The organism is Arthrobacter sp. BG5, assembly GCF_056680155.1.
Map to the genome: position 1 here is coordinate 1,825,664 of NZ_CM155268.1, position 17,775 is coordinate 1,843,438.

Annotated in this window: 17 protein-coding genes and 1 tRNA gene; 8 read left to right on the forward strand and 10 right to left on the reverse strand. The window is 67.4% G+C overall.

Features of this window, described 5'->3' with window-relative positions; genetic code table 11:
• Nucleotides 1–62 precede the first annotated feature (62 nt).
• Genes mnhG through AC1MBE_RS08470 form a run of 6 tightly spaced genes read right to left on the reverse strand, consistent with a single transcriptional unit; the run spans nt 63 to nt 6,473 of the window.
• Nucleotides 63–458, reverse strand: coding sequence for a monovalent cation/H(+) antiporter subunit G (gene mnhG, locus AC1MBE_RS08445; protein WP_479782377.1), 396 nt, complete (start codon nt 456–458; stop codon nt 63–65).
• Nucleotides 448–723, reverse strand: a complete 276-nt coding sequence (locus AC1MBE_RS08450) for an MrpF/PhaF family protein (protein ID WP_479782541.1) — start codon at nt 721–723, stop codon at nt 448–450. The genes mnhG and AC1MBE_RS08450 overlap by 11 nt, the downstream gene beginning before the upstream one ends.
• Nucleotides 723–1,268, reverse strand: a complete 546-nt coding sequence (locus AC1MBE_RS08455) for a Na+/H+ antiporter subunit E (protein ID WP_479782379.1) — start codon at nt 1,266–1,268, stop codon at nt 723–725. Before AC1MBE_RS08455 ends, AC1MBE_RS08450 begins: the two co-directional genes overlap by 1 nt.
• Nucleotides 1,265–2,878 carry a Na+/H+ antiporter subunit D gene (locus tag AC1MBE_RS08460; protein ID WP_479782381.1) on the reverse strand — a complete coding sequence of 538 codons (1,614 nt, stop codon included), beginning with the start codon at nt 2,876–2,878 and terminating at the stop codon, nt 1,265–1,267. Before AC1MBE_RS08460 ends, AC1MBE_RS08455 begins: the two co-directional genes overlap by 4 nt.
• Nucleotides 2,875–3,441: a Na(+)/H(+) antiporter subunit C gene (locus tag AC1MBE_RS08465; protein ID WP_479782382.1), complete on the reverse strand. Its 567-nt coding sequence runs from the start codon at nt 3,439–3,441 to the stop codon at nt 2,875–2,877. The genes AC1MBE_RS08460 and AC1MBE_RS08465 overlap by 4 nt, the downstream gene beginning before the upstream one ends.
• Complete coding sequence (locus AC1MBE_RS08470) at nt 3,438–6,473, reverse strand: Na+/H+ antiporter subunit A (protein ID WP_479782384.1); 3,036 nt, start codon at nt 6,471–6,473, stop codon at nt 3,438–3,440. Before AC1MBE_RS08470 ends, AC1MBE_RS08465 begins: the two co-directional genes overlap by 4 nt.
• Nucleotides 6,474–6,630: 157 nt before the next feature.
• On the opposite strand from AC1MBE_RS08470, the gene AC1MBE_RS08475 reads away from it, so the two are divergent.
• The 3 genes from AC1MBE_RS08475 to AC1MBE_RS08485 are packed head-to-tail and all read left to right on the forward strand — an operon-like array spanning nt 6,631 to nt 9,756.
• On the forward strand, nt 6,631–8,031 hold the full coding sequence (locus tag AC1MBE_RS08475; RefSeq protein WP_479782386.1) for an MFS transporter: 1,401 nt from the start codon (nt 6,631–6,633) through the stop codon (nt 8,029–8,031).
• 40 nt (nt 8,032–8,071) lie between these two features.
• Nucleotides 8,072–8,554 carry a cation:proton antiporter regulatory subunit gene (locus tag AC1MBE_RS08480; protein ID WP_175322308.1) on the forward strand — a complete coding sequence of 161 codons (483 nt, stop codon included), beginning with the start codon at nt 8,072–8,074 and terminating at the stop codon, nt 8,552–8,554.
• A 5-nt stretch (nt 8,555–8,559) separates the two neighbouring features.
• Complete coding sequence (locus tag AC1MBE_RS08485) at nt 8,560–9,756, forward strand: cation:proton antiporter (protein ID WP_479782388.1); 1,197 nt, start codon at nt 8,560–8,562, stop codon at nt 9,754–9,756.
• A 19-nt stretch (nt 9,757–9,775) separates the two neighbouring features.
• Here AC1MBE_RS08485 and dcd read toward each other — a convergent pair whose 3' ends face one another.
• The 3 genes from dcd to AC1MBE_RS08500 form a co-directional block, all read right to left on the reverse strand.
• Nucleotides 9,776–10,351: a dCTP deaminase gene (dcd, locus tag AC1MBE_RS08490; RefSeq protein WP_479782390.1), complete on the reverse strand. Its 576-nt coding sequence runs from the start codon at nt 10,349–10,351 to the stop codon at nt 9,776–9,778.
• 66 nt (nt 10,352–10,417) lie between these two features.
• Nucleotides 10,418–10,864, reverse strand: coding sequence for an SRPBCC family protein (locus tag AC1MBE_RS08495; protein WP_479782392.1), 447 nt, complete (start codon nt 10,862–10,864; stop codon nt 10,418–10,420).
• A 235-nt stretch (nt 10,865–11,099) separates the two neighbouring features.
• Nucleotides 11,100–12,677, reverse strand: a complete 1,578-nt coding sequence (locus AC1MBE_RS08500) for a sugar transferase (RefSeq protein ID WP_479782394.1) — start codon at nt 12,675–12,677, stop codon at nt 11,100–11,102.
• Between the two features lie 453 nt (nt 12,678–13,130).
• Here AC1MBE_RS08500 and AC1MBE_RS08505 point away from each other — a divergent pair.
• The 3 genes from AC1MBE_RS08505 to AC1MBE_RS08515 all read left to right on the forward strand — a co-directional run bounded on the left by AC1MBE_RS08505 (nt 13,131) and on the right by AC1MBE_RS08515 (nt 14,619).
• Nucleotides 13,131–13,204: transfer RNA gene (locus tag AC1MBE_RS08505), tRNA-Gly, on the forward strand.
• Nucleotides 13,205–13,312: 108 nt separating this feature from the next.
• Nucleotides 13,313–13,462, forward strand: coding sequence for a hypothetical protein (locus tag AC1MBE_RS08510; RefSeq protein WP_186372181.1), 150 nt, complete (start codon nt 13,313–13,315; stop codon nt 13,460–13,462).
• A complete protein-coding gene (locus AC1MBE_RS08515) occupies nt 13,459–14,619 on the forward strand; it encodes a N(5)-(carboxyethyl)ornithine synthase (protein WP_479782396.1) in 1,161 nt (386 codons plus the stop codon). Before AC1MBE_RS08510 ends, AC1MBE_RS08515 begins: the two co-directional genes overlap by 4 nt.
• 108 nt (nt 14,620–14,727) lie before the next feature.
• Here AC1MBE_RS08515 and AC1MBE_RS08520 read toward each other — a convergent pair whose 3' ends face one another.
• A complete protein-coding gene (locus AC1MBE_RS08520) occupies nt 14,728–16,092 on the reverse strand; it encodes an MFS transporter (protein ID WP_479782398.1) in 1,365 nt (454 codons plus the stop codon).
• A gap of 155 nt (nt 16,093–16,247) precedes the next feature.
• Between AC1MBE_RS08520 and AC1MBE_RS08525 the strand changes: the two genes are divergently transcribed.
• A complete protein-coding gene (locus AC1MBE_RS08525; RefSeq protein ID WP_479782400.1) occupies nt 16,248–17,102 on the forward strand; it encodes a LysR substrate-binding domain-containing protein in 855 nt (284 codons plus the stop codon).
• Nucleotides 17,103–17,320: 218 nt separating this feature from the next.
• On the forward strand, nt 17,321–17,677 hold the full coding sequence (locus tag AC1MBE_RS08530) for a hypothetical protein (RefSeq protein WP_479782402.1): 357 nt from the start codon (nt 17,321–17,323) through the stop codon (nt 17,675–17,677).
• Nucleotides 17,678–17,775 lie beyond the last annotated feature (98 nt).

The following is a 17,775-nucleotide window of genomic DNA, read 5'->3' on the forward strand; positions in this document are numbered from 1 at the left end:
CGGCCACCGCCCAGGCGGCGGACCATGCGCCATGTCCCGCCAACCGGCCGGGCGACGGCGGGTCAGTCGTCGTCGTCGGTGAAACCGCGCTTGCCGGCCGCCTGCTGCACCACGGCTTCGAGCTCGTCGGCGCTGAGCAGTTCCGGGTGCAGGTGCTTGGTGCGGTAGCCGGCACGTCCCACCATGTGGGCCGAGACCGGCACCGTGAGCAGCTGGAAGATCCACGCCACGCCCAGCACCGGCCACACCCACCAGGTGCGCAGCTGCAGGCCCACCGCGCAAAGCAGCAGGAACAGGCCCAGCACCTGCGGCTTGGTGGCGGCGTGCATACGGCTCATGAGGTCGGGGAAGCGCAGCAGGCCGATTGCCGCGCCGAGGGACATCAGCGCCCCGACCACCATAAAAACGGCGGAGACGGCGTCGGTCACGGCGTCGGCGGAGCTTGTCTCAGGACTCATTGGGCTGCTTCCTCCGGTCTGCCACGAAACGGGCCACGGTCACCGAGCCGACAAAGCCGATGATGGAAATGGACACCAGCAGCATCAAGTTGTTCAGGTGCCGGTTTACGGCCATATCGATGCACAGCGCCGCGCCCAGGATGGCCAGCAGCACGTCGGCGGCCAGCACCCGGTCAAGCAGCGAGGGGCCCCGGGCGATGCGGATGATCGCGCCGCCCGCTGCGAGGGAGAGCACGACGGCGGTAATGGTCAGGACCAGCGGCATCACGAGCCCACCTCCTGCTTCAGCGCGGACAGTTCGGACCGGGTGCCCATGATCCGGATCAGCCCGGCCTCGGTGTCGCGGACCTCCTTCCGGAGCTTGTCCGCATCCTTCGCATCGCGGACGTTGATGCCGTGGATGTAGAGCGTGGACGTGGACCGGTCCACTTCCACCACCACGGACCCCGGAATCAGCGAGATGACGTGCCCGGTGGCGGTCACCAGCAGGTCGGAATGGCTCCGGAGTTGGACGGCCACGACGGCGCTGATCACCTCCGGGCCCCGGACGACGGCGAGGTACAGGACCTGGAGGCTGGCCGCCACGACCTTGCCCAGGAAGATTACGGCGAAGGGTACGGCGCGCAGCACGTTGAAGCGGCCGCCCAATTCCACCGGCGGCAGGTAGAACAACCGCGCCACCACCACTGCGATCAAGGCACCGAAAAGCAGGTTCCCGGCGCTGAAGTCCTGCCAGAGCGCGCCCCAGACGATGACCAGCCAGACCAGCAGCGGCAGTTCCTGGCGCAGCGAGATTCTCTTCCGCGTCATTTCCCGCCCTCCTGCCGCGGCGGCTCGGCGATCGCCGGGACCGGCGCCTCGTCCCCCAGCACGGCCTGGATGTAGGCTGACCGATCCAGCATCGACTCGGCCGACTGGCCGGCCACCCGGAACAGCGGCCCGGCGAACACGGTCAGCGCCACTCCGAACAGCACCAGGCCCAAGGTGGAGCCCACCATGGTCCGCGGCAGCAGGGTCACGTTCTGCTGGCCCGCGCGGTGGCCGGTGGCCGCGTCGGCCGGGGCGGCCAACAGCACGGGGTCGGGGTGTTCGGCGTCCTCGGGTTTGCGCCAGAAGGCACGGTTCCAGACCCGGGCGACGGCCAGCAGAGTCAACAGGCTAGTCAGGACACCGCCGGCCACGAGGGCGTAGGCGAGCGGGGTGCCGAGGGCGACGCCGGCCTGCAGCAGGCCCAGCTTGCCCAGGAACCCGGAGAACGGCGGGATGCCGGCCAGGTTCATGGCCGGCACGAAGAACAGCACGGCCAGCAGCGGCGAAAGCTTGGCGAGCCCGGCGATCCGGTCCACCGAGGAGCTCCCGGCGCGGCGCTCGATCAGGCCGGTCACCAGGAACAGGCTGGTCTGGATGGTGATGTGGTGCGCCACGTAGAACACCGCGGCCCCCAGCCCCGCAACTGAGGACATCGCCAGGCCGAACACCATGTAGCCGATATGGCTGACCAGGGTAAAGGAGAGCAGTCGCTTGATGTCGCTCTGCGCCAGGGCGCCCAGGATCCCCACCACCATGGTCAGCAGGGCCGCGACCATCAGCGGGGTGTTGAACGTGTCGCCGGGAAAGAGCAGGGTCTCGGTGCGGACCATCGCGTAGACGCCCACCTTGGTGAGCAGCCCGGCGAACACGGCGGTGACCGGGGCAGGCGCCGTCGGATACGAGTCCGGGAGCCAGAAACTCAACGGGAAGACGGCGGCCTTGATCCCGAATGCCACCAGCAGCAGCACGTGCAGCAGGTTGCGGGTACCCTGGTCCAGTTCGACCAGCTTGACGGCCAGGTCGGCCATGTTGATGGTCCCGGTGGCGCCGTAGATCATGGCGATCGCGATCAGGAAGAGCACCGAGGAGACCACGGAGACCACCACGTAGGTCACGCCGGCGCGGATCCGCGGACCCGTCCCGCCGAGGGTCATCAGCACGTAGCTGGCGGTCAGCAGGATCTCGAAGCCCACATAAAGGTTGAACAGATCGCCGGAAAGGAAGGCGTTGGACACGCCGGCCACGAGGATCAGGTAGGTGGGGTGGAAGATCGACACGGGGGCGTCGCGGTCGCCGTCGGCCATGCCCTGGCCGGTGGCGTAGACCAGCACGGCGAGGCTGACGGTAGAGGAAACCACCAGCATGAGCGAGGAGAACTGGTCCACCACCAGCACGATGCCCCAGGGCGGCAGCCAGCCGCCGATGTTGACCGCGGACGTGCCGCCCTGCCAGACGGAGGCCAGCAGGAAGCATTCCAGCAGCAGGGTCAGCGAGAGCAGCGCGATGCTGACGGTCCGCTGCGCCCGTGGTTGCCGGATCAGCAGGAAGGTCAGGGCGGCCCCCAGGATGGGGAGGACGACGGCGAGCGGGGCAAGGCTTGCGATGTTCACTTGGTCCCTCCTTCCGGGCCGGAACCGACGTTGCGGGAACCAGGTTGTTCTTCGGCGGCGGCGTCCGTTGCAGGCATCCGGCGGGCGCCGGCCTGCACGGTCTCCGCCGATTCCGGCCCCTCGGTGCCGGCTGGTCCCGGGGCCGCGACCAGCGGGAACTCCGAGGTCTCCACCGGAATGACGGCGTCGTCCTCGGCGTCGAAGCTGGGGGTCTCGGCCACGCGGCGGTCCTCGGCGTCGTCCTGGATTTCGTCCTGCCGGGCCAGCACCCAGGTGCGGTAGATGATGCCCAGCATGAACGCCGTGACGGCGAACGAGATCACGATCGAGGTGAGGATCAGCGCCTGCGGGAGCGGGTCGTTGTAGTCGTTGGCGGCGGTGTCCTTTTTATACAGCGGGGCGAGGCCCGCGTAGCCGCCGGTGGCCAGGATCAGCAGGTTGGTGGCGTTGGCCAGCAGCATCAGGCCCAGCAGGACCCGGGTCAGGCTGCGTTCCAGGATCAGGTAGATGCCGCAGGCGTACAGGGCTCCCATGACCGTCAGCAGGGTCAGATTGACGCTCATGCGTTTCCCTTCGCGGTGGCTTCGGCCGGGACGCCGTCGGCCTTTGGCCCGTCGGCCTTTCCCTCGGACGGGTCTGCGGGCTCTTCCTCGGCGCGCTCGGCGGGCTGGTCCTCGAAGTGCTCGTCGATTTCCGCGCCGAGGCTTCGCAGCACGTCCAGGGCCAGGCCGACGACGACGATGTAGACGCCGATGTCGAAGATGGTGGAGGTGACGAACTTGATGTCGCCGAACACCGGAAGCCAAAGTTCGATTACCGCGCTCTGGAAGACCTGGCCGCCCAACAGCAGCGGCGCCACGCCCGACGCCGCGGCCGTTGCGAGGCCGATCCCCAGCAGGGCGCCGGCGCTGACCGGGGTGGCTTCGCGCAGTTCGAAGCGCCCCCCGGCGAGGTAGCGGATGGTGAGGGCGAGCCCGGCCGTGAGGCCGCCGGCGAAACCTCCGCCGGGAAGGTTGTGGCCGGCCAGCAACAGGTAGAGGGAGAAGACGATCATGGAGTGGAAGATCAGCCGGGTGACGACTTCGAAAATGATCGAGCGGCGCTCCGGGGCCATGGTGCGCCCGGCGACCAGCCATGCGTCGCGCGTCGAGGCGGCGAACCGGCGGCTCATGGCCAGCGCCGCGTTGTCCCTGGTGTGAGCGGGCAGGCCGGTCCGGCGTCCCACGGTCCCCTCCGCCACGGACGCGGACGGGCCGATCCGGTCGCCGCGGCCGCGGACGAAGATCAGGCTGGCGACGCCGGTCGCGGCGAGCGCCAGGACGGAGATTTCCCCGAAGGTGTCCCAGGCCCTGATATCCACGAGGGTGACGTTGACGACGTTCAGTCCTCCGCCGCCCTCGTAGGCCAGGCGGGGGAATTCCAGCGAAACGGGTTTGGCGACGCGGGCCCCCAGGGCGTAGATCGCCACGAAGACCATGGTGAGGCCGAAGGCCGCGCCGATGATCACCCGGATCACCCGGTATTTGCCGCCGGTGCGGTCCCGCAGTTCCGGCGGCAGGCTGCGCATGGCGAGGACAAAGGCCACCAAGATGATGGTTTCCACCAGCATCTGGGTCAGGGCCAGGTCGGGGGCGCCCTGGAGGGCGAACATGAGCGCGATGCCGTAGCCGGTCACCGAGACCATCAGCACGGCCAGGAAACGTTTGTTGGCCCGGACCGCGGCGAGGGCGCCGATCACGATTCCGGCGCCGGCTACCAGCTGCAGCGGCGAGCCGGGGTCCACGAAGTACAGGCCGCCCGGCAGCGGCTTGTTGGCCAGCACCAGTGCGGTGAGCGGCAGGACGAAGGCAACCGTCAGGATGACGGCCAGGTAGAAGAACAGCGAGCCTCGCTGGGTGCGGCCGGTGACCCACACCGCGATGTCGTCGAGGGCGCCGATGGTGTGCTGGTAGCTGCGGTCGCCGTCGATCCAGCCGGGCACCAGGCCCTGGGCGCGGGCGACGGCGTTCCGTCCGTAAAACATCGCCAGGCCGAGGGCGAAGGTGACCGCGGTGAGGCCCAGCGCCGGGGTGAACCCGTGCCACAGCGCCAGGTGGCCGGCGGCGTCGGCTTCCGAGGCACCGTCATGGCCGGCAAAGAGTGCGGCGTACGGCTGGATCCAGGCGTCCACCGGCACCGGCCACACTCCGTAAGCGAGAGTCAGCAGGCTCAGCAGGGCGGGGGCGGCCAGGAACGCCGGTTTGATGGCCTTGAACGGGGTGGCCGGCACGCCCTGCTTGACCGCGAAGGCGCCCCACATGAAGCGGGCGCTGTAGGCGAAGGTCAGGATGGAGCCGAGGACCACTCCCAGCAGGATCACCGGGCCCCAGGGGCCGGTTCCGGCGTGGTGCACGAAGGCTTCAAAGACTGATTCCTTCGCCACGAAGCCTGCCAGCGGAGGGACCCCGGCCATCGACGCCGCCCCGATGGCCGCCACCACCGCGAGGGCCCGGGAGGACCGGTACACGCCGGAGAGCTTGCGGATGTCGCGGGTCCCCGCCTGGTGGTCGATGATGCCGACCACCAGGAACAGCGTGGCTTTGAAAAGGCCGTGGGCCAGCAGCAGGGCGAGGCCGGCGAGCGCGGCGTCCGGTTTACCGAGCCCCACCACCATGGTCAGGAAGCCCAGCTGGCTGACCGTTCCGTAGGCGAGGATGAGCTTGATGTCGGTCTGGCGCAGGGCCCTGTACCCGCCCACCAGCATGGTGGCCAGACCCAGGCCCAGCACCACCGGGAGCCAGAACGCGGTCTCGGCGAAGCCGGGGGCGAGCCGCGCCACGAGGTAGATGCCGGCCTTCACCATGGCGGCGGCGTGCAGGTAGGCGCTCACCGGCGTCGGGGCGGCCATCGCCCCGGGGAGCCAGAAATGGAACGGGACCAGGGCTGACTTGGTGATCGCGCCCACCAGGACCAGCACGACGGCGGCCGCCACCGCGTCTGCGGCCGGCCCGGTCACGAGCTCCGGCGCCCGCTGCAGAAGGGACGAGATCCGGTAGGTTCCCGCCGTGGAGCCGAGCATGATCAGCCCCACCAGCATGGCGAGGCCGCCGGCTGTGGTGACAATAAGCGCCTGCAGCGCCGAGCGCCGGGCGGACAAGCGCGTGCGGGCGTAGCCGATCAGCAGGTAGGACAGCACCGTGGTCAGTTCCCAGAAAATGAACATCAGGAGCAGGTCATCGGCGGTGACCAGGCCGAACATGGCCCCGGCGAAGGCCAGCAGCTGCGCGCCGAAGCCGCCCAGGTAGCTGTCCTTGTTCTTGAAGTAGCGGGCGCAGTAGACCAGGACCAGCGCTCCGACCCCCAGGACCAGCAGCGACATGACCCAGGCCAGGGCATCCATCCGGAACGCCAGCTCAAGGCCAAGGTCCGGGATCCACGGCAGGGCCACCGCGGTGGAACCGGAGCCGGAATAGACCGCGCCGTGCTGCAGGAGCAGCCAGATGAACGATCCTGCCGGCACCGCGGCCAGCGCGAAGAACGCGTTCCTGCCCAGCCTGCGGAAGAGGAACGGCGCCACAGCAGCCACCGCGAAGTGCACGGCAAGGACTGTGATCACTGAAATCTCCGCAACGTTAGGAATTCGATTATCAAGAGTTGGAGCAGGCGGGGCATTGGTTAGGTTCGGTCCGGACAGTTTACCAAGCGTGCACAAATTGTTTTTGGCGGAACCGTTTCTCCGTTGGCTGCGCGCCGGGGACGGATAACATCAGGCTATGAATTCCGCCACCGCCCCGGAGGCCATGCGCCCGGGCTCCGAACTTGAGTCCGGCAACCATGCCACCGGAAAGGGCCGCATCCTGGCCTGGGCCGCCTGGGACTGGGGTTCTGCGGCCTTCAACGCGGTCATGACCACGTTCGTCTTTACCGTGTACCTGACCTCCCAGGCCTTTGGCGGAGAAGATGCAGCCTCCGCTGTCCTCGGCTCCGCGCTGGCCATCGCCGGGGCCGCCATCGCGTTGCTGGCGCCGGTCACGGGCCAGCGCTCGGACACGGGAGGCCGGCGCAAACTCTGGCTGGGGGTCAACACCGCCGCCGTCGCCCTCCTGACCGGCCTGTGCTTCTTTGTCTTCCCCCGGCCGGAGTTCCTGCTCCTCGGGGTGACGCTGATTGCGCTTGGCAACGTGTTCTTCGAATTCGCCGGCGTCAACTACAACGCCATGCTGGCCCAGATCTCCACCCCCGCGAACATCGGCAAAATCAGCGGGTTCGGCTGGGCCGCGGGCTACCTCGGCGGCATCGTGGCGCTGCTGGTCGTGCTGCAGCTCTTCGTCCAGCCCAGCATCGACTGGTTCGGGGCCTCCACCGAGGACAGCCTGAACATCCGCCTCGTGGCTGTCTTCTCCGCGCTCTGGTTCCTGGTGTTCGCGCTTCCGGTGATGTTCGCCGTCCCGGAAGTGCCCAAGGCCCGGCAGTCCAGCCTGGGCTTCTTCGCGTCCTACGGCCTGCTGGTCCGCCGCATCCGCGCGATCTACCGGACCAGCCCGCACACCATTTACTTCCTGCTGGCCAGTGCCATCTTCCGCGACGGGCTCGCCGCGGTGTTCACCTTCGGCGGGATCATCGCCGCCGGAACCTTCGGCTTCGAACTCAAGCAGGTGATCTTCTTCGCCATCTTCGGCAACGTCGTCGCCGCCGTCGGTGCCCTGCTCGGCGGTTTCCTGGACGACAGGATCGGGCCGAAGGCGGTCATCATCGGCTCGCTGATCGGTCTGCTGGGCGCCGGAACCGTTCTCCTGGTCCTGGGAAACGGTAACTATTCCTTCTTCGGCATGCAGTGGGCGGGCAGCACGACGTTCTGGGTGTTCGGCCTGTTCCTGTGCCTCTTTGTGGGTCCGGCCCAGTCCTCGTCCCGCGCCTACCTGGCCCGGCTGGCACCGCACGGCGAATCGGGCGAGCTTTTCGGCCTGTACGCCACCACGGGACGGGCCGTCAGTTTCCTGGCACCGGCGCTCTTCACCTTGTGCATCACGGTCGCGACACCCCTTGTGGCTGCCGGCGAAGCGCAGCGCTGGGGCATCCTGGGCATCATGGTTGTCCTGCTGGCCGGACTGCTGGTGATGCTGCCCGTCAAGCCGCCGGGAAAGACGGAAATCGCCGTGGTGCCCGAGGCCTGAACCTGCCCCCAAAAGCAGGCCAGCCCACTAGGCTGGAAACATGAACGTGGATGAGACAGACCTTCCCGGCCTGGGCCGGCGCAAGGACTTCATGACCGCCTCGGGACGCCGGATCGGCGTCGTCGAGTACCGCGAAGGCCAGACCGAGCTGATCGTCTCGACCTGGGACGATCCGGACACCTGCCAGGCCTCCATCCCGCTGACCGCCGACGAGGCGGCCGCCCTGGGTAACCTGCTGGGCGGGCAGCGCCTGGCAATGCAGCTCTCCGAAGCGCACCGGGAGGTGCCCGGGATCGTCACCCGGCAGTTCTCCATCGCCGCGGATTCGCCCTTCCAGAACCAGCCCATGGGAAAGGCCTGCATCCGGACCCGCAGTGGCGCCTCGATCGTGGCCATTATGCGGGAGGGTGAGGTGCTTCCCTCCCCGGGGCCCGACGTCGTCCTGCACCCGGGGGACCTCCTCGTTGCGGTGGGCACGCAAGAAGGCCTGGACACGGCAGCCAGCATCCTGCGCAACGGATAAGCGGCATGGATCCGCTCGCCCTGACCCTCATCGAACTGGGGGCCGTCGTGTTCTGCCTTGGCCTGCTGGCCAGGCTGGCCGGGCGGATCGGCATGTCCCCCATCCCGCTTTACCTCATCGGGGGCCTGTTCTTCGGCGCCGGCGGGCTGGTCAAGCTGGAGGGGATGCACGAATTCGCACACCTCTCCAGCGAGATCGGCGTCATCCTCCTCCTACTTATGCTCGGACTGGAATATACCGCGGCCGAACTCGTCACAGGGCTGCGCCGCTCCTGGCAGGCCGGCGTGCTGGACCTCGTGCTGAACTTCCTGCCGGGCGCGGGCCTGGCGCTGATGCTGGGCTGGGGGCTGGTCGGCGCGATGGTGATGGGCGGGGTCACTTACATCTCTTCGTCCGGGATCGCGGCGAAGGTCATCACCGACCTGGGCCGGATCGGCAACCGGGAGACTCCGGTGATCCTGTCCATCCTGGTGTTTGAGGACCTGGCCATGGCGGTGTACCTGCCGATCCTGACGGCGACACTCGCCGGCGTCAGCTTCCTGGTGGGCCTGCAGACGGTGGGGATTTCGCTGGCCGTCGTGACGCTTGTGCTGGTGGTGGCGCTGCGCCACGGCCACCACGTGTCCAAGGCCGTGCACAGTGAAAATTCAGAGGTGTTCCTGCTGAACCTGCTGGGCGCGGCGTTGCTGGTCGCGGGACTGGCGGCCGCCATGCAGGTCTCCGCGGCCGTCGGCGCGTTCATGCTCGGGATCGCGATCTCCGGCGCCACCGCCCACAGCGCGACGCGGATCCTTGAGCCCCTGCGCGACCTTTTCGCCGCCATCTTCTTCGTGGTCTTCGGCCTCAACACCGATCCATCGTCCATCCCGCCGGTACTTGGCTGGGCCCTGGTCCTGGCCGTACTGACAGCCGCCACCAAGATGATCACCGGAATCTGGGCCGCCAAGCGTGCCGGGATCGCACTGCCCGGACGCTTCCGCGCCGGCGCGGCGCTGATCGCCCGCGGCGAATTCTCCATCGTGATCGCCGGGCTCGCGGTGGCCTCCGGCGTGGTGCCCCGCGATCTCGCCGCGCTGGCCACCGCCTATGTGCTGATCATGGCTGTGATGGGTCCGCTGGCTGCCCGCTTTGTGGAGCCGATCGTGCGCATGCTCCGCCGCCCGGCCCGGCCGACCCCGGTCCCGGTCCGGCCGGCCGGCTAGGACCCCGGCACCTGCAGGGCTAAATCTCGGTGCGGTGGAAGTTCAGGTGGCTGCGGCTCGCCGTCGGGCCGCGCTGGCCCTGGTAGCGGTTGCCGTACTCGCCGGAACCGTACGGGTGCTCGGCCGCCGACGTCAGGCGGAAAAAGCACAACTGCCCGATCTTCATGCCCGGCCACAGCTTGATCGGCAGGGTGGCCATGTTGGAAAGTTCCAGCGTGACGTGGCCGGAGAATCCCGGATCGATGAAACCCGCCGTCGAATGCGTCAGCAGGCCCAGCCGTCCCAGCGAAGACTTGCCCTCCAGGCGCGCCGCGATGTCGTCCGGCAGCGTCACGGTTTCGTAGGTGGAGCCCAGCACGAACTCGCCCGGGTGCAGGATGAACGGCTCGCCGGCGTCGACCTCCACCAGGCGGGTCAGCTCGGGCTGGTCCTCGGACGGGTCGATGTGGGCGTACTTGTGGTTGTCGAAAAGCCGGAAGAACCGGTCAATCCGCACGTCCACCGACGACGGCTGAACCATGTCGGGGTCGAACGGCTCCAGCACAATGCGCCGGGAATCGATTTCGGTACGAATGTCGCGGTCAGAGATCAGCACAGCATCAAAAATACCCCAGTAATGGCCGGCCGGTACGCGCGGGGCCAGTGTTACTGCCGCAACGCCCTAGGCTGCCGCCAGCCGGTGCTCCAGCACGGACTTGAGCCGTTCCAGCTGGGCGACCTGCGCCTTCATCGCCCGGCGCACCTTCGGATAGGCCAGCAGCGCGGCACCTGCAGGCCGGTACCGGAGGGCAAAACGGACGCGGGTGCTGCAGCCCTCCGTGCTGAGGTAGTAACCGCCGTGCGGGCGCGCCGGTCCGGTAACGACCTGGAATTGGATCTCGGCTCCGGGCCGGGCCGCGGTAAGTTCGAAGTCCGCGTTCGCCGGCCGCTGCCCCGCCCCGGCAAACAGCGGGCGGTAGACGGCCCCCATGGAGCAGGCCGCCCCGGAGACCAGTTCAACGCCGCGGATTCCGTCCCGCCAGGACGGCAGGTTTCCCGGGTCCAGCAGGAAATTGTAGACGCTCAACGCGTCGCGTTGAATCACGACTTCGTACTCTGCAAAGGCCACGGAAATCCTCGCTTGGCGGACGGCTGATGAACGTAGCCCGTTCCCCGGAGACTGCAGCTAACCACTTCAGGGTAGCCAGCAAGGCCCGCCACACGTCCTTGTGTGGCGGGCCTTTACCGAAGAGTTACCGACGCCGGCCGTGGCGGCCGCGCCCGCACCTCAACGCGCTGCTGCGCGAGTGCATCGGTCAGGGGGCTTTGCAGAGCCCCCTGCCAGGAGACCGGAGGGTCTCCCCTCAGTATGCGCCGACCGGGCTGCGCATGGCTCGGAACGTTCTCCAGAGGATGACCAGATCACCGGTCAGCGACCAGTTCTCCACGTAATACAAGTCCAACCGGATGCTTTCCTCCCACGCGAGGGTGGAGCGGCCATTGATCTGCCACAACCCGGTGATGCCGGGCTTGATAAGCAGGCGGCGGTTGGTGAACCTCTCGTAGCGTTCAACTTCGGCGGGCAGCGGTGGCCGGGGGCCGACCAGACTCATTTCACCGGTCAGCACGTTCCAGAACTGTGGGAGTTCGTCCAAGGAGTACTTCCGCATCCACCGCCCGCATTTGGTGACCCGCGGATCGTCCCGGATTTTGAACAAGGGCCCTGAGCCTTCATTGAGTTCGCGCAAGGAATCCAGGTCCGATTCGGCAGTCTGAACCATAGAACGGAACTTCAGCATGTGGAAGGGCGCGCCGTTTCTGCCTGCCCTCAGCTGACGGAAGAAAACAGGGCCGGAGCTGTCCCGTTTGACGATGACGGCGAGAACCAGCATGAGCGGCACCAGCGCCAGCAACGCCAGGGATGCGACGGCGATATCCATGACTCTCTTGAGCACGTGCTTGGCGCCCGCGTACTGCGGAAGCTCCACGTGCACGAGTGGTAACCCATCGACCGGGCGCCAGTGGATCCGGGGCCCGGCAACGTTGGTGAGGCCTGAGGCGAGGACGAGCTCCGTTCCGGAGGCCTCGAGCTTCCACCCGAGCTCCCGAATGTAGGTGCTGCCCCCGGGGACCCGGCCCGCGACAATGACGGCATCTGCACCAGCAACTTCCACCATGCGGGACACATCGGCCAGAGTCGACACCACCGGCACCCGGTACCACGGAGGACGCAACTCCATTGACTTTTCCAGTGTCGGCAGGCCCACTCCGGACACCTGGTAGCCGGCAGTCGGGTTCTTTTCGATCTGGTTGACAACGTACTCGACGTCCGCCGCATCTCCGATCACAATCACCTTGGACAGGTACCCGCCCTCGGCCCGCCGGCGGTTCAGCCACCGGCGCCACAGCCAGCGGCTCCCGGTCAGCAGGAGCAGTCCCAGCGGCAACGCGATGGCAAAGTAGCCTCGCACCACATCGAAGCGAACAAAGACCATTGCGATGGCGAGTGCGCCGAATAACTTCAGGGTTGCCTGAATTACGCGCTTGTACTCGGCAGCGCCGACGCCAAACGTCCGGCAATCACGGGTGGGGTAAATTTCCAGCACAGCGATCCATGCCGCAATGAGCAGGATGGAGACCGCCAAATATCGAGCCTCAAATTCCGCCCCCGCCGGAGTCATCGCGTCTACGCCAAACCTGGCCACATATGCCACCACCACGGACACGGCGATCGCTGCCGCATCGGTCACTCGAAGGCGGTTGGCGAAGTTCCGCCACCGCCGGGTGACCGCCCTCCTTGAAGCGGCGATGTCATTGCGGGATTCGTCATCCCACACCGAATGCCGCGGCCTCGCGGAGGCATGCGGGCGTTCATGGATGGTGATTGGTGGTGTCAGCGGCGCCACGGTATGGAATGGACGGCGGTGCTTGAGTTCACTCATGACTGCCACCCCGTGGCCGTGGCAGGATCCGCAGGGTGGGAACCGGCGCCGCCGGCGGGCCTGGCGAAGGAATTCGGGTAACGGGTTTGACTCATTAGCCGGGATACATGAACACCAATCAACGTCCGACGAAACATTGTGAGACCTTCTAGCGAATAGGTTGGCTGCGGTCTCCCCAAGTAAAATAGATGACTTTTGGCCGCACACGAGTGCGGGCTACCCTTTTATGGCTTGTGGTCCACTCGGCGCGTCCGGCAGGTACTACGGGGTTCCGAGACGGGACTACCTGTTCAGCCGTCCATTCCGCGCCATTTGGCGCTGTTTCCATCGCCGGACGGCAGACCTGCAACGTCCCAACCAGCCGGTGTCGCTGTTCTGCGAAGTCGCCCGGCTGGGGTAAGGTGAATCTCGTTGTTCCGCGGGACGGGTTCCAGGATTCTGGCCGGTCCCTCTGCGGCTGTAGCTCAATGGTAGAGCGCTAGCTTCCCAAGCTTGATACGCGGGTTCGATTCCCGTCAGCCGCTCCAGTTCGTCGCACGTTCCGGCCCCGCAGCCCTGCCGCGCCGGAGCCGGTTAGGTGGCTACCTGTATCGTCAGGAGTCAGGAACCTTTCCGGTTCCGCTACAGGAGCAATCATGGCTGACAAATCCCCCCGTCAAGCAGCATCCAAAAAATCCGCCAAGTCCATCAAGGAAAAGCGCGCTGATAAAAGGGCCGCCGCCGCGCCGCCCAGCTCCCTGGACAAAGTGACCGCCGCCAAGACGGCGAGCCCCAAAAAGAAGTGACCGGTTCCCCGAACCATCTCACCCTCGGCGTCCTCGCAGCCACACGCAAGCCGGACGAGCGCCGCCTGCCCATCCATCCCCGCCACTTCGAACGCATCGCCCCGGAGCTCAGGAAGCAACTGATCCTGGAAGAGGGCTACGGGCAGCGCTTTGGCGTCCCGGACACCCAACTCGCCGGCCTGGTGGGCCGGATCGCGCCGCGGGCGCAGCTCCTGGCCGAGGCCGACGTCGTGCTGTTGCCCAAGCCGCAGCCGGCGGACCTCGCGGAACTGCGCGACGGGCAGGTCCTCTGGGGCTGGCCGCACTGCGTCCAGGACGAGGCGATCACGCAGCTGGCGATCGACAAGAAACTCACGCTCATCGCGTTCGAAGCGATGAACCACTGGGCCAGCGACGGCGGCTTCGGCCTGCACGTTTTCCACAAGAACAATGAGCTGGCCGGATACTGCTCGGTGCTGCACGCCCTGGCCCTGACGGGCACCACCGGGGATTATGGCCGCCGGCTGAGCGCTGTCGTCATCGGCTTCGGAGCCACCGCCCGCGGCGCCGTAACCGCGTTGAACGCCCACGGCGTCCACGACGTGCAGGTACTGACCAACCGCGGGGTCGCGGCGGTGGGTTCCCCCATCCACTCGGTGCGGATCGCGCAGTTCGACCACGACAACGAGGCGCCGTTCCTGAGCGAAGTCATCACGGAACGCGGCCGGGTGCCGCTGGCGCCCTTCCTCGCGGAGAGCGACATCGTGGTCAACTGCACCCTGCAGGACCCGAACGCGCCGCTGACATACCTGCGCACCGACGACCTGGGTGCCTTCCGGCCCGGCAGCCTGATCGTGGACGTGTCCTGCGACGAGGGCATGGGGTTCAGCTGGGCGAAGACCACCACCTTCGCCGAGCCCATGTTCACGGTGGGCGACCACATCGACTATTACGCGGTGGACCACAGCCCCTCGTACCTATGGAACTCCGCCAGCTCGGAGATCAGCGAGGCACTGCTGCCGTTCCTGGAGACGGTGATTTCCGGTCCCGCGGCCTGGGACGGCAATGACACCATCCGCCGCGCCATTGAAATCCGCGACGGCGTGGTGCTCAATCCGGATGTCCTGGAGTTCCAGCAGCGGCAGCCGGGCTACCCGCACCTGCCCCTGACCGTCTGACGGTTTCGCACCTCGTCCGGTTTTCCGCGACGGTTCCGGACAGCCGCTACGCCGATCCGCGTAGCGGCTGTCCGGAATCGGCGCGAAAAGCTGTACCCGGCGCGCAAGCTAGGCCCGGACGATCCGCAGCAGCCGCCGCCGGTCCCTGAGGTCCACCTTGAGCGTCAGCTCGCCACGCCTGGCCAGTACGACGGCGACCACCGCCGCTGCGAGCGCCGGCACCCCGCCGGAGACGAGGATCGCCGTGTGGGGATCAAGGTGCTCTGCCAGCGCCCCCATCAGCGGCCCGCCGATCGCCTGCCCGCCGATGAGCACCATGATGTACAGGCTCATGACCCGGCCGCGGATCCCCATGTTGGCGCTGACCTGGACCAGCTGGTTGGCTGCGGTGAGGAACATCAGGCACCAGAAACCGGCCAGCACCATGGCCGCGCCGAACCAGGCCATCGAGGGCGCCCCCGCCGCCAGGCAGAGCATCAGCCCGTACATTCCGGCGCCCAGCACGACCGAGCGCAGCCGTAGCTGCCGCCGCCGCGCGGAGGTGATGGCCCCGGCGAGCGCGCCGAGTGCCACCAGGGAGTTGAGCAGTCCGTAGCCGCCCGCTCCGGCGTCGTAGACGTGGTCGGCGAAGGCCGCCAGCAGCACCGGCAGGCTCATCGCGAACACCGCGACGAAGCCGGCCATCAGCCAGGGCCAGTAAATCGTGGGTTTGGCCAGGGCGTACCGCAGCCCCTCCCTGAGCATGCCCTTGCGTTTGGCGGCCGGCGCCGTGAGGTGCAGTTCGTCCTTGCGCAGGACCAGGAGCATCGTCAGGGTGGAACAGCAGGCGAGCGCGTTGGCGGCGAACGCCCAGCCCGCCCCCACCGCGCTGAGCAGGATGCCCGCAACCGCCGGGCCGATCAGGCCGCCGAGCTGGAAGATCGTGGAGTTCACGCTGATGGCATTGCGCAGGTAGGACGGCCCCACGAGTTCATTTACAAAAACCTGCCTGGCCGGCTGGTCCAGCACCGTGACCAGGCCCAGGGTCAGGGCAAGCGCGTACACGTGCCAGACCTCGATTCGCTGCGAGAGTGTCAGGGCAGCAAGGCTTGCGGCCAGGACCGCAGCCACCCCTTGGCACAGCATCAGGATTTTCCGTTTGGCGAAGCGGTCCGCCATCATGCCGCCCCACGGTCCAAGAAGCAGCGAGGGCAGGAACTGCAGCGCCACCGTGACGCCGACGGCGGTGACGGAGCCGGAGAGCTGGAGCACCAGCCAGTCCTGGGCAATGCGCTGCATCCACAGCGCCACCACCGCGACGAAGTGTCCGGCCGCGAAGATCCGGAAGTTGCGGACCCTGAGCGAGATAAAGGTATGCCGCCACGGCAGCCGCTCACTGACGACGCCGATCGGCTCGGTAACGGGTTGCCGGCAGACCGGCCGGAGGGGCTCCTGCTGCGCGTCGGCAACCTGGAGTGGCGAAGGGGGTGGCACGGCGAGTCCTCAGGACGGGGTTTACGGGGCTGCCTTAACGCTAAGCTGGCGCCAATCGATAATGGAAGGTTATTCTGCGCATAACTAGCATCACGAAATGCAATGGATGGGAGCCGGAGTGAATCGAATGCGGGACGTGCTGACCGGGGGCGGGCATGTTTGAACCTGCCCAGCTCCGCTCTTTCCTGGCGGTGGCCGAGACGCTCAGCTTCACGCGGGCCGCGGAACGCCTCGGATTGGCGCAGCCGACGGTCAGCCAGCACGTCAGGAAGCTGGAAGCCGCGGCCAGGCGCACCCTGGTCACCCGTGACACCCGCGATGTGCGCCTGACGGACAACGGCGACGCCATGGCAGGCTTCGCCCGAAGCATCCTCGCCGCCCACGATTCCGCCGCCCGCTATTTTTCCGGCTCGGCCATGCGCGGCCGGCTGCGCTTCGGCACAGCGGACGACCTTGCCATCACCGGCCTCCCCCGGATCCTGCGCGAGTTCCGGCAGATCTACCCGCAGATCAACCTCGAGCTCACGGTGGGCCAAAGCGACCAGCTCTACAAGCGGCTCAACGCCGGCCAGCTGGACCTCGTTTTCGTCAAATGGGTGGCCGGGGCCAAGGAGGGCACCGTGGTGCAGCAGGATTCCTTTTCCTGGGTGGGCCTCGAGCAGACTGTGCTGGACCCGGGCGACCCGGTGCCGCTGATCGCCTACCCCGCGCCCAGCCTCAGCCGGAAACTGGCCATCGACGCCCTCGAAGCCAGCGGCCGGACCTGGCGCATCACCTGCACCACAAGGCAGATCAGCGGGGTGCTGGCCGCCGTCCGGGCCGGAATCGGCGTCGCCGTGATGCCGTCGTCATTGGTCCCGGAGGACCTGAAAGTCATCACCCGGCGTTTCGAGCTGCCGGCCGTCGGCGACGTCGACTTCACCCTGATCCGCAATCCGCTGGCCAACACCGAGGTGATTGAGGCCCTCACCCAGACCATCGTCGGCCGCGCCCTGAACCGGTCATCCTGACCACCGTACCCGTGTACCTACTCGGCCGGGCCCGGTACCTACCTGCAAAACACCCGACCGGACGGGGTCAGTACGCACCCATTGAACACGCGTGGTACTTGCCCTATCCTGACCTTGTTGAAGGTCAAGCAGAGGCCCGCCACCACTATTCGACAAACGAACGCCAGTACTTGTTGCTGCCCCGCGGCAACGGCACCAGTGTTCGGGATAGGCCAGCAATGACGCCAGCCATAAACCGCCCCCACCCGACGGTCAGGTCCGCCCGCACGTTCAAGGCCGCCCGGCCGCTTGCGGGATCGGCCCGGCTCGAGGGCGTGCCGCACCCCGGCCTCGGCCGGCTCGACCCGCACCCCGCCCCCGCCCGGACTGACGACGACTTCGTCGGCATCCCGTACTGCGAGCGCTGCGGGACGGACGAGTTCGTCTACCTGGAGACGTTCGTTCCCGCCAAACACCGCCGGGATGGGACCGTGAGCCGGCTGGGCGAGGTCACCTACTTCTGCTCGGGCTGCGAAGACTTCTCCGCCCACGCCGTTCCGGCGTCCTGGGCTCCGCCGGGCTGGTATCTCGGCTAAGAGCCGCGGCCCCACCGCGCTTGTTCCAACGGCAATCGCCGCCGTGCCCGCTCCTTAGCGCGGTCACGGCGGCGATGCTGCTTACCCGGGAACTGCCA

What these genes read in the sequence shown, in the direction of transcription:
- AC1MBE_RS08465 (WP_479782382.1), bottom strand. Translation starts at nt 3,441, where the DNA reads ATGAGCGTCAATCTGACCCTGCTGACGGTCATGGGAGCCCTGTACGCC.
- mnhG (WP_479782377.1), bottom strand. Translation starts at nt 458, where the DNA reads ATGAGTCCTGAGACAAGCTCCGCCGACGCCGTGACCGACGCCGTCTCC.
- AC1MBE_RS08500 (WP_479782394.1), bottom strand. Translation starts at nt 12,677, where the DNA reads ATGAGTGAACTCAAGCACCGCCGTCCATTCCATACCGTGGCGCCGCTG.
- AC1MBE_RS08485 (WP_479782388.1), top strand. Translation starts at nt 8,560, where the DNA reads ATGGATCCGCTCGCCCTGACCCTCATCGAACTGGGGGCCGTCGTGTTC.
- AC1MBE_RS08450 (WP_479782541.1), bottom strand. Translation starts at nt 723, where the DNA reads ATGCCGCTGGTCCTGACCATTACCGCCGTCGTGCTCTCCCTCGCAGCG.
- AC1MBE_RS08530 (WP_479782402.1), top strand. Translation starts at nt 17,321, where the DNA reads ATGACGCCAGCCATAAACCGCCCCCACCCGACGGTCAGGTCCGCCCGC.
- AC1MBE_RS08475 (WP_479782386.1), top strand. Translation starts at nt 6,631, where the DNA reads ATGAATTCCGCCACCGCCCCGGAGGCCATGCGCCCGGGCTCCGAACTT.
- AC1MBE_RS08455 (WP_479782379.1), bottom strand. Translation starts at nt 1,268, where the DNA reads ATGACGCGGAAGAGAATCTCGCTGCGCCAGGAACTGCCGCTGCTGGTC.
- AC1MBE_RS08480 (WP_175322308.1), top strand. Translation starts at nt 8,072, where the DNA reads ATGAACGTGGATGAGACAGACCTTCCCGGCCTGGGCCGGCGCAAGGAC.
- AC1MBE_RS08525 (WP_479782400.1), top strand. Translation starts at nt 16,248, where the DNA reads ATGTTTGAACCTGCCCAGCTCCGCTCTTTCCTGGCGGTGGCCGAGACG.
- AC1MBE_RS08510 (WP_186372181.1), top strand. Translation starts at nt 13,313, where the DNA reads ATGGCTGACAAATCCCCCCGTCAAGCAGCATCCAAAAAATCCGCCAAG.